Genomic DNA, 14,697 nt, shown 5'->3' with positions numbered 1-14,697 from the left:
GCGCGGAGTTCCGCAGAAGCACCGTCGGTGTGGGCTGAGAGCTCGCGAACAGGTAGCGTGCGTATCTCAGCCATCCCCCACAATGGATGGCACAGGTGCGCCCGAGCGCGATCGGACGCGGACGTCGACGCGGCCCCCAGGTCCGCTCCGTCCGCGCCGCCGCCGGTGGCAACCGCACCCGAGAGACGGCGTAGGAGAGAAGCGATACCTGTGAGCGCAGCGACCACGCGAAGCCGCACCCCCGACCGCCTGTGCGCCGAGGCCGTCGACCTCGCCCGCACCGCGGCAGAGGAGGCCGCCGCGCCCGGCGTGGTCGGGGAGCACGCCGGCGTCCTGTCCGAGGGCGACCGCGTGGTGACGCACTTCTTCGAGTGCCGGGAGCTCGGCTACCGGGGCTGGCGCTGGGCGGTGACGGTGGCGCGGGCGTCGCGCGCGAAGGTCGTGACGCTCGACGAGGTGGTGCTGCTGCCGGGGCCGGACGCGGTGCTGGCTCCCGAGTGGGTGCCGTGGAGCGAGCGGCTGCGCCCGGGGGACATGGGGCCCGGGGACCTGCTGCCGACGGACGCGGAGGATCTGCGTCTGGAGCCCGGGTACACCGGTGAGGACGTGACCCCGCCGAACTCCGCCGTCTCGGAGGAGATGGCCGAGCTGGCGGAGGCCGAGGACGCGGACGTGACGGCGGGGCCGCCGGCGAAGCTTCCGACGGTGCCCTCGAGGGGGTCGATCGCGGCGGTCGCCGAGGAGCTCGGCATGCGCCGGGCCCGGGTCCTGTCGCGGTACGGGCTGCACACCGCCGCCGACCGCTGGGAGGAGGCCTACGGGCCCAAGACCCCCATGGCCCAGGCCGCGCCCGCCTCCTGTGTCACCTGCGGCTTCCTGACCCCCATCGGGGGCTCCCTCGGGCAGGCCTTCGGGGTCTGCGCCAACGAGTTCTCCCCCGCCGACGGCCGGGTGGTGTCGCTGGCGTACGGCTGCGGCGGCCACTCCGAGGCCGCGGTCATGCCGAAGCCGCCGCGGCCGGCCGCGCCGGTGATCGACGAGACGCGCGTGGATCCGTTCCCGCTGCGGCCGTCGCCGGATTCGGGGTCGGTTCCGGCGGTCGCGGACGAGGAGTCGGCGGAGCTGGGGCACTCGTAGGCGGCAGGCGCCCACGGGGTGCGCGGCCGCCCGTACGCGGCGGCCGGGTGTGCGGGGCGGAGAGCCGGGATTCCTCCCGCCGTCTTTCCGCCGGCCGATCCGGGTGCGCGGGTGGCCCGGCCGTTCGGGGTGGCCGGAGCGCGGTACCTTCGAGCTCACGCCGATGAGGAGAGTGAACCGACGTGAGCAAGTTCGTGCGGCCGGCAGCTGAGGGCGCGGACCCTTTCGGTACGGCGCGTCTGCGTCGTGGAGTGCTGGACGCCTGGGCCACCAGCCCCGCTCGATTCCGTGAGGACGCCAACGCCGAGGAGGACCTCGCGCTCGGCGGTTACCGGGACCGGCTCGTCGTCGAGCTCGCTCAGAACGCCGCCGACGCGGCGGCCAGGGCCGGGGTGCCGGGCCGGCTGCGGCTGACCCTGCGGGAGCAGGTGCTCGTCGCCGCGAACACCGGGGCGCCGTTGGACGCCGCCGGTGTCGAGTCGCTCGCCACCCTGCGGGCCTCCGCCAAGCGGGACGCGCAGCAGGTGTCGGTCGGCCGGTTCGGCGTCGGGTTCGCCGCCGTACTCGCCGTCACCGACGAGCCCGCCGTCGTCGGCCGGCACGGAGGGGTCCGCTGGTCCCTCGCGGAGGCCCGCGTGCTGGCCTCCGAGACCGCCCGGCACAGCCCCGGGCTGGGCGACGAGATCCGCCGCCGGGACGGGCACGTGCCCCTGCTGCGGCTGCCCTTCGCGGCCGAGGGCACCGCTCCGGAGCCGTACGACACGGCGGTCATCCTGCCGTTGCGCGACGCCGCCGCCGCCGATCTCGCCGAACGGCTCCTCACCGCCGTCGACGACGCCCTGCTGCTCGCCCTGCCGGGACTGGAAGAGGTCGTGGTGGAGGTCGGCGACGCCGCTCCCCGCACCCTGCGCCGGTCCACCGAAGGCGCCCTCACCGTCGTGGAGGACTCGCGGGACGGGACGACCCGGTGGCGGATCGCCGCCGCGCACGGGCCCCTCACCGCCGACCTGCTGGCCGGCCGGCCGGTGGAGGAGCGGCTGCGGCCCCACTGGTCGGTGACGTGGGCCGTGCCCGTCGACTCCGACGGCGCGCCCGCCCGGCCCCGCACCACCGCCGTCGTCCACGCGCCGACGCCCAGCGACGAGCCCCTCGGCGTGCCCGCCCTGCTCATCGCCTCCTTCCCCCTCGACACCACCCGGCGGCACGCCGCGCCCGGGCCGCTCACCGACTTCCTCGTGCAGCGGGCGGCGGACGGGTACGCCGATCTGCTCGCCGACTGGCGGCCGGTGACCGCCGGGATCATCGACCTGGTGCCGGGTCCGCTGGGCAAGGGCGAGCTGGACGGGGCCCTGCGGCAGGCCATCCTCGAGCGGTTGCCGCGCACCTCCTTCCTGCCGCCCGCCGTGCCGCCCGCCGAGGGCGACAGCGAGCTGCCGGAGGCCCTGCGGCCGCGCGACGCCGAGGTCGTCGAGGGGGCCGGCGCCGAGACCGTACGGGTGCTCGCGGAGGTGCTGCCGACCCTGCTGCCCGCGGGGCTGGAGCGGCGCGTGGAGCTGCGGACGCTCGGGGTGGCCCGCATCCCGCTCGCCGACGCCGTCGACCGGCTGGCGGGGCTGGAGAAGGACCCCGAGTGGTGGTACCGGCTCTACGACAGCCTGGCCGGCGTCGACCCGGACCGGCTGTCCGGGCTGCCCGTGCCGCTCGCCGACGGCCGCACGACGATCGGGCCCCGCCAGGTGCTGCTCCCCCTGCCGGACACGGCGGGCGTCGACGCCGACGTCCTCGGCCGGCTCGGGCTCAAGGTCGCCCACACCGATGCCGCGCATCCGCTCCTGGAGAAGCTCGGTGCGCTGCCCGCGACCCCGCGTGCCGTGCTGACCACCCCGCAGGTGCGGGCCGCCGTCGCCGCCTCCCTGGACGACGACGGCGGTGCCTGGGACGAGGACACCCCGGACGCCGAGGAGCTCGCCGACACCGTTCTCGCGCTGGTCCGCGAAGCCGGTCTGGAGCCGGGCGACGAGCCCTGGCTGGGGGCCCTCGCCCTGCCGGACGAGGAGGGCGAGCCGGCCCCGGCCGGTGAACTCGTCCTCCCCGGCAGCCCGTTCGCGCAGGTCATCCGGGACGGTGAATTGGCCGCCGTGGACGCCGAGCTGGCCGAGAAGTGGGGCGAGCAGCCCCTCGCCGCCTGCGGGGTCCTCGCCGACTTCGCGCTCGTCCGCGCCACCGACGTCGTCCTCGACCCGGACGAACTGGAGCCGCGCGAGGGCGACTTCGCCGAGCCCGACGACGCCGGTCTGCTCGACGCGGTGGACGTGTGGTGCGAGGACATCCTCGACCGCTTCCCCGACAGCCCGGTGCCGCCGGTCGCCACCGAGCTGGTCGCCGTGCGGGACCTCGAGCTCGTCGACGACGACCACTGGCCGCAGGCCCTCGCCCTGCTCGCCCGGCCGCCGCTGCGCGACGCCCTCACCCAGCCGGTGCGCATCCTGCTCCCCGACGGCACGCACGAGGTCGTACGGCCCTACACGGCCTGGTGGCTGCGCGGGCACCCGGTGCTCGACGGGCGGCGCCCGGCCGGGCTGCTCGCCGCCGGCGGGGACCCGCTGCTGCGCGGGCTGTACGACGAGGCGGACGCCACCGGCTTCGACGACGAGCAGGTGCTGCGGGCGCTGGGCGTACGGACGTCCGTGGCCGCGCTCCTCGACGAGCCGGGCGGGGCGGCCGAGCTGCTGGACCGGCTCGCCGACCCGGACCGGCCCGTCACCGCGGCCCAACTGCACGGTCTCTACGGCGCGCTGGCCGAGCTGGATCCGGAGCAGGTGACCCTGCCGGACGAGGTGCGGGCCGTCGTCGACGGGCGGGTGGAGGTCGTGGACGCGGCCGACGCGGTCGTCGTCGACTCGCCCGACCTGCTGCCGTTCACCGAGGGCGTCCCGCTGCTGCCCGTACGGCCGTCGCGGGCCGCCGAGTTGGCCGAGCTGTTCCAGGTGCGGCGGCTGAGCGAGTCCGTGACGGGCGAGGTGGACTCCGAGGGCACCGAGCACGACGTACCGGAGCCGGTGCGGGTGCTGCTCGGGGCGCGGACCCCGGACACGTACCTGGAGCACGAGGAACTCGTCGTCGACGGCGTGGAGATCGACTGGCGGCTCACCCACGACGGTGTCCTGCACGCCTCCACCCTGGAGGGCGTCGCCGCCGGACTGGCCTGGGCGGCCGGGCAGTGGCCGCGGCGCTTCGAGGTGGCGGCGCTGCTGGAGGACCCCTCGCGGACCCAGGAGTTGGCGCGCGACCGCTGGTTCGACTGACGGCCGTTCACACCGTCCCCACGATTTCTTCGTCCAACGTGCAACCGTCGGGCGGGAGTACGAGTCTCACTGGGCGAGTCCGCAAGCGCAGCAGCCGCTGCGGGCTCGCCCGACTCGTCGAACACTCGGGCCTCGCCGGGACAGCGCGTCTCGCGGGGCCGATGGGGGAAAGCCTATGCGCGTCCGCGCCACCGCCGCCGTCTCCCGCGGCGTCCCGGCCCCGCCCGGCCCGGCCGTTCCCCCCGCGCAGGCCACCGGGCCCGAGGCGCCCGGCACCCCGGGATGAACGCCCTTGCCCGCGGGCCGCGTTGTCCGGCACGGCGGCGGTCACGGCCGCGAGCGACGTCGTCGACGGGACGTGACGTGCGGCGGGGCCCGGCACCGTACAACCATTCCCCCTCGTCGGGAATCTGACCCTGTGAGCCGACAGGCTCGCGCCCACTCGGGCTCACTGGAGGCACCCGCCCGGAGAGCCCCTTTCTTCACTTGGGACATTCATGCGCATACGAGCCACTGTGGCCGCCGTCACCGGCGCCCTGGCCCTCTCCGCCCTCGCCGTGCCGGCCGCCCAGGCCGTCGACACCACCCCGGGCAAGGCGGACTCCTTCAAGGCCGCCCAGGCCGCGCACCAGGCGGCCTCCGGCAAGACCGCGTTCACCGGTGAGGACGCCGCCGACACCGGCACCCCCTACGCGCTGGACGCCACGTTCTCCGGCGTGAAGATCAACAACGGCAAGCCGATCGTCGTCGGCACCACCGGCAAGGTCACCGTCCCGGTCACCTTCACCGTCACGCACGCCGCGGACGTCGACCTCAACGCGGACGACACCGAGCTGGACGTCGTCATCTACCGCGGCTCGTACGACGCCCCGGCCAACTTCCTGCTCGGCGACGACTGGCCGGCCTGCACCTCCGCCTCGGCGACCGTGTCCAACTGCAAGGGCACCGTCGACATCTACCCGACCGAGGAGCTGTCCAACGCCGACGCCACCACCTTCAAGGCGCTCGGCTACATCATCGACTGGAACGACGTCGACCCGATGGCCGACGACGTCGACTGGAGCAAGGTCGGCTACACCGAGGGCGACGCCCTGGCCACCACCCGCCTCCAGCGCCTGTCGAAGCTCACCGTCAACGCCTCCCCGGAGCCGGTGACCAAGGGCAAGACCATCACCGTCACGGGCAAGCTGACGCGCGCCAACTGGGACACCAACACGTACACCGGCTACGCCGGCGTGTACGCGCAGCTCCAGTTCCGCAAGAAGGGCGCCACCACCTACACCACGGTGAAGAGCGTCAAGACCACCTCGACCGGCGGTCTGAGCACCACCGTCAAGGCGAGCGCGGACGGCTACTACCGCTACAGCTTCGTCGGCACCACGACCAGCCCGGCGGTCAAGGCCGCGGGTGACTTCGTCGACGTGCGCTGACGCGACCGCGTCCTGAGGTGACGGAGTCCGGAAGGACTCCCATGAAAGAGGCCCGGCCCCGCAGCCAGCGGGGAGCGGGCCTTTTCCCCTGGACCGCCGCGGACGGCCCGGTGCCGTCAGACGGGGAAGCGGCGGTCGACCCACTTCCACAGCAACTCCAGGGCGGCGGCCGCCACCACCGCGATGCCCACCGCGATCCACGGCATCGTCATCCCGACCAGCCTCAGCGCGAAGAAGTCCTGCAGCCACGGCACCACCAGCACGAGCAGGAAGCCCGCACCCATCGACGCCACCAGCGAGATCCGCCACCAGGTGTACGGGCGGGCGATGATCGCCAGCACCCACATCGAGATCAGGAACAGGGTGAGGGTCGCGGCGCTCGTCTCGGCGTCCAGCGCGCCCGCGCCCGTGTAGTGGTGGCGGGCGGCCAGATACGTCGCGAAGGTCGCCACGCCCGCCAGCACCCCGCCGGGTATCGAGTACCGCATCACACGGCATACGAAGTGGGGCCGGGCCCGCTCCCTGTTGGGGGCGAGGGCGAGGAAGAAGGCGGGGACGCCGATGGTGAGGGTGGACAGCAGGGTCAGGTGGCGGGGCAGGAAGGGGTACTCCACCTGCCAGCACACCACGAGCAGCGCCAGCAGCACCGAGTAGACCGTCTTCACCAGGAAGAGGGTCGCCACGCGCGTGATGTTGCCGATGACCCGCCGGCCCTCCGCGACCACCGAGGGCAGGGTGGCGAAGCTGTTGTTCAGCAGCACGATCTGGGCGACCGCCCGGGTCGCCTCGGAGCCCGACCCCATCGCCACACCGATGTCCGCGTCCTTCAGCGCGAGCACGTCGTTGACGCCGTCCCCGGTCATCGCCACCGTGTGTCCGCGGGTCTGGAGGGCGCCGACCATGTCCCGCTTCTGCTGCGGGGTGACCCGGCCGAACACGGTGGCCTCGTCGAGGGCCCGGCCCATGTCGTCCCGTTCGGCGGGCAGCCGGCGCGCGTCGACCGTACGGGCGTCCAGGCCGAGCTGGGCGGCCACGGCGCCGACCGACACCGCGTTGTCGCCGGAGATGACCTTGGCCTGGACGTTCTGCTCGGCGAAGTAGCGCAGGGTGTCGGCGGCGTCCGGGCGCAGCCGCTGCTCCAGGACGACGAGGGCGGTGGCGCGGGCGCCGCGGGCGACCTCGGGGTCGTCGAGGTCACGGGCGGCACGGGCGAGCAGCAGCACCCGCAGGCCCTGCTCGTTGAGCCGCTCGGTCTCGGCGAGGGCGGGGTCGTCGGCGGCCAGCAGGACGTCGGGGGCGCCGAGCAGCCAGGTGCTGGTCTCGCCGTCGCCCTCGCTGAAGGTGGCGCCGCTGTACTTGCGGGCGGAGGAGAAGGGCAGCGACTCGGTGCAGCGCCAGTCCAGGGCGTCGGCAAAGGCGTCGATGATCGCCTGGAGGGAGGCGTTGGGGCGCGGGTCGGACTCGCCGAGCGCGCCGAGGACCCGCCGTACGTAGGTGTCGTCGACGCTGTCGAGGGAGCGCACCTCGGTGACGTTCATGCCGCCCTCGGTGAGGGTGCCGGTCTTGTCCAGGCAGACGGTGTCGACGCGGGCGAGGCCCTCGATGGCCGGGAGTTCCTGGACGAGGCACTGCTTGCGGCCGAGGCGGATGACGCCGATGGCGAAGGCGACGGAGGTGAGCAGGACGAGGCCCTCCGGGACCATCGGGACGATGCCGCCGACCGTGCGGGCGACGGAGTCCCCGAGGTCGTTCTCCTTGACGATGAGCTGGGTGACGACCAGGCCGATCGCGGCCGGGATCATCATCCACGTCACGTACTTGAGGATGGTGGAGATGCCGGAGCGCAGTTCGGAGTGGACGAGGGTGAAGCGGGAGGCCTCCTCGGCGAGCTGGGCGGCGTAGGCCTCGCGGCCGACCTTCGTGGCCCGGAAGGCGCCGCCGCCGGCGACGACGAAGCTGCCGGACATGACCTCGTCGCCGGGGCGTTTGACGACGGGGTCGGACTCGCCGGTCAGCAGTGACTCGTCGATTTCGAGGCTGTCGGCCTCGACGCAGACGCCGTCCACCACGATCTTGTCGCCGGGCCCGATCTCCATCAGGTCGTCCAGGACGAGGGCGGAGGTGCTGACCTCGACGGCGATCCCGTCCCGGCGGACGGTGGGCCGGGCCTCGCCGATCACGGCCAGGGAGTCCAGGGTCTTCTTCGCCCGCCACTCCTGGATGATGCCGATGCCGGTGTTGGCGAGGATGACGAACCCGAAGAGGCTGTCCTGGATCGGCGCCACCACCAGCATGATCAGCCAGAGCACGCCGATGATCGCGTTGAACCGGGTGAAGACGTTGGCCCGGACGATCTCGCCGACGCTGCGACTGCTGCGTACGGGTACGTCGTTGACCTGACCGCGCGCGACACGCTCCGCGACCTCGGCGGTGGTGAGCCCGGTCGCCGTGGTGGCCGGGGCGGGGGCGGCGGCGTCGGTGTGGGTCATGGAATCGACGGTACGTGCGGATTGGGGGGTTCACCCGCCGGATGCCCGGAAGATCCGACCTGGGGAGGACGGAGCCGGGACGGACGTCGTGCGGTGGTACTACGCGCGCCTCCCGCCGGTGCTACGCGCCTCCCGCCGGTACTGCGTGCCGCCCGGCGTTGCCGCGCACCGCCCCCCCCCCGAGGGCTCGGGGGACCGGGCCGTGCCCCCTACTGAGGCGCGCCCGCCTCCTCGGCGGCCGCGGCCCGCTTGAGTGCCGCGTCCCTCCGGCGGACGTACCAGACGCCGATCAGTCCGAGGCCGCCGCCCGCCAGGCAGGTCCACAGCCACCACAGGTGGCCGTGGTCGTCGAACCAGCCGTAGAAGGGGAGCTGTACCAGGAAGAGGACGAACCACAGGATCGTGCCGCCGGTGATGGTGGCGACCACGGGGCCCTCCAGGGGCTCCGGCGCCTCGTGCGTTGGGGTCCACTTCGCCATGGAGGACAGCCTACGAGGCGAACGGGTCTACGCGCGGAGATGGTGCCTCGTCCATTTATGTGTTCATACTGAAACCGTTTGTCTTTGACCATTTCTGTTCGTAGGAATCGCCAATGTCCACCTCGGCCCCCGCCAAGGTTCCCGCGCCCGAAGGGCCGGGCGACGCGCCCGCGTACGGCGCTCTCGACCGCTACTTCCGCATCTCCGAGCGGGGTAGCACCCTGGCCCGTGAGGTCCGCGGCGGTTTCGCCACCTTCTTCGCGATGGCGTACATCATCGTGCTGAACCCGATCATCCTGGGCAGCGCGAAGGACATGTACGGCCACCAGCTCGACAACGGCCAGCTGGTCACCGCGACCTGTGTGACCGCGGCCTTCACGACGCTGCTGATGGGCGTCATCGGCAACGTGCCGATCGCGCTGGCCGCCGGTCTCGGGGTGAACTCCGTCGTCGCGCTCCAGCTCGCGCCCCGCATGTCCTGGGCGGACGCGATGGGCATGGTGGTGCTGGCCGGCTTCGTGGTCATGCTGCTGGTCGCCACCGGCCTGCGGGAGCGCGTCATGAACGCGGTGCCGTTCGGGCTGCGCAAGGCCATCTCCATCGGTATCGGCCTGTTCATCATGCTGATCGGGCTGGTGGACTCCGGGTTCGTCACCCGGATGCCGGACGCCGCCCAGACCACCGTCCCGCTCCAGCTCGGCGGTGACGGTCACCTCAACGGCTGGCCGGTGCTCGTCTTCATCCTGGGCGCGCTGCTGACGCTGGCGCTGATCGTGCGCAAGGTCCCCGGCGCGATCCTGATCTCGATCGTCGCGATGACCGTGCTCGCGCTGCTCATCAACGCCGTCGCCCAGGTTCCGTCCTGGGGACTCACCACCCCGAAGTGGCCCGGCAACCCCCTCGCCACCCCCGACTTCGGGCTGATCGGCGAGGTCAGCCTGTTCGGCGGCTTCGGCAAGGTGGGCGTGCTGACCGGCGTCCTCTTCGTCTTCACGGTCCTGCTGTCGTGCTTCTTCGACGCGATGGGCACGATCATGGGCGTCAGCGACGAGGCCAAGCTGACCGACGCGCAGGGGCAGATGCCCGGCATCAACAAGGTCCTCTTCGTCGACGGCATCGCCGTCGCCGCGGGTGGCGCCAGCTCCTCCTCCGCCACCACCGCCTTCGTGGAGTCCACGGCCGGTGTCGGCGAGGGCGCCCGCACCGGCTTCGCGAACCTCGTCACCGGCGGCCTCTTCACCGTCGCCCTCTTCCTGACCCCCGTCGCCACGATGGTGCCGTCCCAGGCGGCCACCCCGGCCCTGCTCGCGGTCGGCTTCCTGATCCTGGCGAACTCGGTCAAGGACATCGACTGGGCCGACTACACCATCGCCATCCCGGCCTTCGTCACGATGGTGATGATGCCGTTCACCTACTCGATCACCAACGGCATCGGCATGGGCTTCATCACCTTCGCGGTGCTGCGCCTGGCGGCCGGGCGCGGCCGGGAGGTCCCGGTGCCGATGTACGTGGTCTCCGCCGTGTTCGCCTTCTACTACCTGATGCCTGCCCTGGGCCTCACCTGATCCGGGGGGGGGGGGGGGGGACGCGCCCGAGCCCCGCGGGCCCGCCTCGTCCGAGGCTCCCCGCGGGCGCCTCAGGTGAGCCCGTAGAACTTCTCCGTCTCCTCGACGGCGGTCTGGAACCGCTCGTCGAAGTCATCGCGCATGAGCGTCCGGACGACATAGTCCTGGACGCTCATTCCTCTTCTGGCGGCATGGTCCCGGAGCCGTTCGAGCAGCTCGTGGTCTATGCGCAGGCTGAGCACGCTGGTCCCCATGGGTACGAGGGTCGCGGCACGGTTCGGGGTGGTGGGTGGCGTTCCCCGGGCGTATCACCCGTATGAGTGATATTGGGCGGCCGTCGCGGTGCAGTGGCGATCGTCACGGGCCCCAAGGGCGCCCAGCGGTGGTCCTTAGCGAGGGTAATGAGTTACGCTAAAGAACATGCCGGACCTTACCCATGGCGACGACGCTGCCGCCGTGAACTCGCTGCGATCCGCTGTGATGCGGTTGTCCCGTCGGCTCAAGCACCAGCGGGTCGACGAGTCGCTGAGCCCGACCGAGATGTCGGTGCTCGGCACCCTCTCCCTCTGCGGCAGTGCCACCCCGGGTGAGCTCGCCCGCAAGGAGCACGTGCAGCCGCCCTCGATGACCCGCATCGTCGCGCTGCTGGAGGGCAAGGGCCTGGTCCGGCTGGAGCCGCACCCGGAGGACCGGCGCCAGAAGGTCGTCACCAAGACCGAGCAGGCCGAGACCATGCTCGAGGAGAGCCGCCGCAAGCGGAACGCGTTCCTGGCCTCCCTGGTCGACGGTCTCGACGAGGACGAGTGGGCCACCCTGCGCGCCGCCGCCCCCGTGCTGGAGAAGCTCGCACACCTGTAGGCAGTTCACGAGGAGGCGAACCCTTTTGAGTACGGGACCCGGAGCAGACTCCGCCCCCGCACCGACCACCCACGACTCTTCCCCCGGCCCCTCCGGGGACACCCGCAGGTCCTCGATGTTCAGCTCGCTGAAGGTCAGGAACTACCGCCTGTTCTTCGCCGGCCAGGTCGTCTCCAACATCGGCACCTGGATGCAGCGCATCGCCCAGGACTGGCTGGTGCTCAGCCTCACCGGCTCCGCCACCGCCGTCGGCGTCACGACGGCCCTGCAGTTCCTGCCCATGCTGCTGTTCGGCCTGTACGGCGGCGTCCTCGTCGACCGGCTGTCCAAGCGCCGCGCGCTGCTCGTCACCCAGACGTCGATGGCCGTCACCGGCATCGTGCTCGCGCTGCTCACCCTCTCCGGACACGTCGAGGTCTGGCACGTCTACGTCGCCGCCTTCGCCGTCGGCCTGGCGACCGTCGTCGACAACCCGGCCCGTCAGTCCTTCGTCTCCGAGATGGTCGGCCCCGACCAGCTGCAGAACGCGGTCAGCCTGAACTCCGCGAACTTCCAGTCCGCCCGCCTGGTCGGCCCCGCCGTCGCCGGTCTCATGATCACCGGCGTGGGCACCGGATGGGCGTTCCTCTTCAACGGCCTGTCCTTCGTCGCGCCCATCGCCGGCCTGCTGCTGATGCGGGCGCGTGAGCTGCACGTCGTCGAGCGCGCCCCGCGCGGCAAGGGCCAGCTGCGGGAAGGACTGCGGTACGTGGCCGGGCGTCCCGACCTGATCTGGCCGATCGTCCTGGTCGGGTTCGTCGGCACCTTCGGCTTCAACTTCCCCGTCTACCTCTCCGCCTTCGCCGACGACGTCTTCCACGCGGGCGCGGGCTCCTACAGCCTCTTCAACACGCTGATGGCGGTGGGCTCACTGGTCGGCGCGCTGCTGGCGGCCCGGCGCGGCACCGCCCGGATGCGGGTGCTGATCGCGGCGGCGGTGGCGTTCGGCGTGGTGGAGCTGGTGGCTGCGGCGGCGCCCTCGCTGTGGCTGTTCGCCCTGCTGATGGCCCCGATCGGGATGTTCGGCATGACGGTCAACGTCACCGCCAACACCAGCATCCAGATGGGCACCGACCCGGCCATGCGCGGCCGTGTCATGGCCCTGTACATGATGGTCTTCCTGGGCGGCTCCCCGGTGGGCGCGCCGATCGCGGGCTGGATCACGGACGCGTACGGCGTCCGGGCCGGACTCGCGGTGGGCGGCGCCGTCGCCGCCGTCGCGGCCGCCACGATCGGCCTGCTCCTGGCCCGCGTCGGCGGCCTGCGGCTGTCGGTGGGCTGGCGGCACGGGCATCCGACGGTGCGGTTCGTACCGCGGGAGCGGCGGGAGGAGCTGGCCGCGGCGGCCTGACCGGCGGGGTCTCACACCCGCCGGGCCGGCAGCTGGCCCGGCCACGCGTGCTCCCCGACGGTGCACGTCTGCGTGGGCGTGAAGCCGGGGCGCTCTGACCGTGATCTCCATGCCGGCCGTCATGCCCGGCGCGCCCGCCCCCGGGCACGGGAGAATCGGCGTCATGAGACTCTTCGCAGCCGTCCTGCCCCCGGAGGACGTCACCGACGAACTCGGCGCAGAGGTGGCCCAGTTGAAGAAGCTGCCCGGCGCGGACGCGCTGCGCTGGACCGGCCGCCCCGGCTGGCACTTCACGCTCGCCTTCTACGGGGAGGTCGACGAGGACCTCGTACCGGAGCTGTCGGCGCGGCTGGAGCGGGCCGCGCGCCGCAGCGCGCCCTTCGAGCTGGCGCTGCGCGGCGGAGGGCAGTTCGGGCACGGGCGGGCGCTGTGGGCCGGGGCGGCCGGGGAGGTGGCGGCGCTGCGGCTGCTGGCCGACCGGGCCGAGGCGGCGGCGCGCAAGGCGGGCCTGGACATGGGGGAGCACCGCCGCTACAAGGCCCACCTGACCCTGGCGCGCAGCCGGGACGCGGTGGACGCGCGGCCGTACGTCGAGGCGCTGGACGCCTTCGCCGGCCGGACGTGGACGGTGGGCGAGCTGGTGCTGGTGCGCAGCAACCTGCCGCGGTCCGGGGTGCCGGGGGAGCAGCCCCGTTACGAAGCGGTCGCCCGGTGGGCGCTCGGCGGGGCCGGTTAGGCTCGGGGCGTGGACCCGAAAACCCGGAACCTGATCATGGCCGTCGTGCTCGTGCTGATGTTCGTCGTCGTGGCGGTGGCGTCCGCGCTCGGAAAGTAGGGGAAGCGCGCCGCGGGAGAGCCGGGAACCGCGGCGGGTTCCCGGCCGCGGGCCGACGGCGGCGGACCACGCCCCACCCCGACGGCACGGGCGGCCGGCCCACGGGGTCGGCGGCCGCCCGGCAGGGCCGGGTGCGCGGCGGGGCCGCACCTCGGGCACGGCCCCGCGCGCCTCGGGAGCGCTGCCCTCAGGTCGCCGGTGCTACCAGGCGAAGGCCTCCGGGGAGGGGCCCGGACCCGGGAAGATCTCGTCGAGGCCGGCCAGCAGGTCCCCGCTCAGCTCCAGCTCGACGGCGCGCAGGGCGGACGCGAGCTGTTCGGCGGTGCGCGGGCCGACGATGGGGCCGGTCACGCCGGGCCGGGTGAGCAGCCAGGCCAGCGCGGCCTCACCGGGCTCCAGCCCGTGCTTGTCGAGGAGGTCCTCGTAGGCCTGCACCTGGGCGCGGACGGCGGGGTCGGCGAGGGAGTCGGCGGCCCGTCCGGAGGCGCGGCGCCCGCCCTCGGTCTCCTTCTTGAGCACGCCGCCGAGCAGCCCGCCGTGCAGCGGCGACCAGGGGATCACCCCGAGGCCGTAGTCCTGTGCGGCCGGGATGACCTCCATCTCGGCGCGCCGCTCGGCCAGGTTGTACAGGCACTGCTCGCTGACCAGGCCGTACGATCCGCGCCGGGCGGCGACCTCGTTGGCCTGGGCGATCTTGTAGCCGGGGAAGTTGGAGGAGCCGGCGTAGAGGATCTTGCCCTGCTGGACGAGGACGTCGATGGCCTGCCAGATCTCGTCGAACGGGGTGCTGCGGTCGATGTGGTGGAACTGGTAGAGGTCGATGTAGTCGGTCCGCAGCCGCTTGAGCGACGCGTCGACCGCCCGCCGGATGTTGAGGGCGGACAGCTTGTCGTGGTTGGGCCAGGCGTCGCCGTCCGCCGCCATGTTCGCGTACACCTTGGTGGCGAGGACCACCTTGTCGCGGCGCTCGCCGCCCTTCGCGAACCAGTTGCCGATGATCTTCTCGGTACGGCCCTTGTTCTCGCCCCAGCCGTACACGTTCGCGGTGTCGAAGAAGTTGATGCCGGCGTCCAGCGCCGCGTCCATGATCGCGTGACTGTCCGCTTCGTCCGTCTGCGGTCCGAAGTTCATGGTCCCGAGGACCAGTCGGCTGACCTTGAGGCCGGTGCGTCCGAGCTGCGTGTACTTCATGACTGCCAAGCCAACGGC

11 protein-coding genes are annotated in these 14,697 nt (G+C 72.8%); 7 read left to right on the top strand and 4 right to left on the bottom strand.

Annotated features, from left to right (window positions below; all coding sequences use genetic code 11):
* Positions 1 to 210 precede the first annotated feature (210 nt).
* From ACIBBD_RS26650 to ACIBBD_RS26640, 3 genes are all read left to right on the top strand, one after another.
* Positions 211 to 1,137, top strand: coding sequence for a DUF3027 domain-containing protein (locus tag ACIBBD_RS26650; protein ID WP_399422085.1), 927 nt, complete (start codon positions 211 to 213; stop codon positions 1,135 to 1,137).
* A 182-nt stretch (positions 1,138 to 1,319) separates the two neighbouring features.
* The gene (locus ACIBBD_RS26645) at positions 1,320 to 4,442 is read left to right on the top strand and encodes a sacsin N-terminal ATP-binding-like domain-containing protein (RefSeq protein ID WP_399422083.1); all 3,123 of its coding nucleotides are present in this window, start codon (positions 1,320 to 1,322) and stop codon (positions 4,440 to 4,442) included.
* A gap of 497 nt (positions 4,443 to 4,939) precedes the next feature.
* Complete coding sequence (locus ACIBBD_RS26640; RefSeq protein ID WP_399422082.1) at positions 4,940 to 5,872, top strand: hypothetical protein; 933 nt, start codon at positions 4,940 to 4,942, stop codon at positions 5,870 to 5,872.
* Positions 5,873 to 5,988: 116 nt separating this feature from the next.
* Here ACIBBD_RS26640 and ACIBBD_RS26635 read toward each other — a convergent pair whose 3' ends face one another.
* The gene (locus ACIBBD_RS26635; protein WP_399422081.1) at positions 5,989 to 8,361 is read right to left on the bottom strand and encodes an HAD-IC family P-type ATPase; all 2,373 of its coding nucleotides are present in this window, start codon (positions 8,359 to 8,361) and stop codon (positions 5,989 to 5,991) included.
* Positions 8,362 to 8,570: 209 nt separating this feature from the next.
* A complete protein-coding gene (locus ACIBBD_RS26630) occupies positions 8,571 to 8,840 on the bottom strand; it encodes a DUF2530 domain-containing protein (protein WP_399422080.1) in 270 nt (89 codons plus the stop codon).
* 113 nt (positions 8,841 to 8,953) lie between these two features.
* Between ACIBBD_RS26630 and ACIBBD_RS26625 the strand changes: the two genes are divergently transcribed.
* Positions 8,954 to 10,405, top strand: coding sequence for an NCS2 family permease (locus tag ACIBBD_RS26625; RefSeq protein ID WP_399422079.1), 1,452 nt, complete (start codon positions 8,954 to 8,956; stop codon positions 10,403 to 10,405).
* Between the two features lie 71 nt (positions 10,406 to 10,476).
* Here ACIBBD_RS26625 and ACIBBD_RS26620 read toward each other — a convergent pair whose 3' ends face one another.
* On the bottom strand, positions 10,477 to 10,659 hold the full coding sequence (locus ACIBBD_RS26620; protein WP_399422078.1) for a ribbon-helix-helix protein, CopG family: 183 nt from the start codon (positions 10,657 to 10,659) through the stop codon (positions 10,477 to 10,479).
* A 166-nt stretch (positions 10,660 to 10,825) separates the two neighbouring features.
* Between ACIBBD_RS26620 and ACIBBD_RS26615 the strand changes: the two genes are divergently transcribed.
* The 3 genes from ACIBBD_RS26615 to thpR all read left to right on the top strand — a co-directional run bounded on the left by ACIBBD_RS26615 (position 10,826) and on the right by thpR (position 13,389).
* Positions 10,826 to 11,263: a MarR family winged helix-turn-helix transcriptional regulator gene (locus ACIBBD_RS26615; protein ID WP_399422077.1), complete on the top strand. Its 438-nt coding sequence runs from the start codon at positions 10,826 to 10,828 to the stop codon at positions 11,261 to 11,263.
* A gap of 25 nt (positions 11,264 to 11,288) precedes the next feature.
* The gene (locus tag ACIBBD_RS26610) at positions 11,289 to 12,653 is read left to right on the top strand and encodes an MFS transporter (RefSeq protein WP_399422076.1); all 1,365 of its coding nucleotides are present in this window, start codon (positions 11,289 to 11,291) and stop codon (positions 12,651 to 12,653) included.
* Positions 12,654 to 12,816: 163 nt separating this feature from the next.
* Positions 12,817 to 13,389, top strand: a complete 573-nt coding sequence (thpR, locus tag ACIBBD_RS26605; RefSeq protein WP_399422075.1) for an RNA 2',3'-cyclic phosphodiesterase — start codon at positions 12,817 to 12,819, stop codon at positions 13,387 to 13,389.
* Positions 13,390 to 13,689: 300 nt separating this feature from the next.
* Here the strand turns inward: thpR and ACIBBD_RS26600 are convergent, their stop codons facing one another.
* Entirely contained in the window at positions 13,690 to 14,679 is a 990-nt protein-coding gene (locus ACIBBD_RS26600) for an aldo/keto reductase (RefSeq protein ID WP_399422074.1), read from the bottom strand.
* Positions 14,680 to 14,697 lie beyond the last annotated feature (18 nt).

Origin of the sequence: Streptomyces sp. NPDC051315 (assembly GCF_044455165.1) — a bacterium.
Classification (GTDB): domain Bacteria; phylum Actinomycetota; class Actinomycetes; order Streptomycetales; family Streptomycetaceae; genus Streptomyces.
This window is presented reverse-complemented; position numbering and strand designations above follow the sequence as displayed.

Coding starts and splice junctions, on each gene's coding strand:
- ACIBBD_RS26640 (WP_399422082.1), top strand. CDS start 4,940: ATGCGCATACGAGCCACTGTGGCCGCCGTCACCGGCGCCCTGGCCCTC.
- ACIBBD_RS26635 (WP_399422081.1), bottom strand. CDS start 8,361: ATGACCCACACCGACGCCGCCGCCCCCGCCCCGGCCACCACGGCGACC.
- ACIBBD_RS26630 (WP_399422080.1), bottom strand. CDS start 8,840: ATGGCGAAGTGGACCCCAACGCACGAGGCGCCGGAGCCCCTGGAGGGC.
- ACIBBD_RS26625 (WP_399422079.1), top strand. CDS start 8,954: ATGTCCACCTCGGCCCCCGCCAAGGTTCCCGCGCCCGAAGGGCCGGGC.
- ACIBBD_RS26620 (WP_399422078.1), bottom strand. CDS start 10,659: ATGGGGACCAGCGTGCTCAGCCTGCGCATAGACCACGAGCTGCTCGAA.
- ACIBBD_RS26615 (WP_399422077.1), top strand. CDS start 10,826: ATGCCGGACCTTACCCATGGCGACGACGCTGCCGCCGTGAACTCGCTG.
- thpR (WP_399422075.1), top strand. CDS start 12,817: ATGAGACTCTTCGCAGCCGTCCTGCCCCCGGAGGACGTCACCGACGAA.
- ACIBBD_RS26600 (WP_399422074.1), bottom strand. CDS start 14,679: ATGAAGTACACGCAGCTCGGACGCACCGGCCTCAAGGTCAGCCGACTG.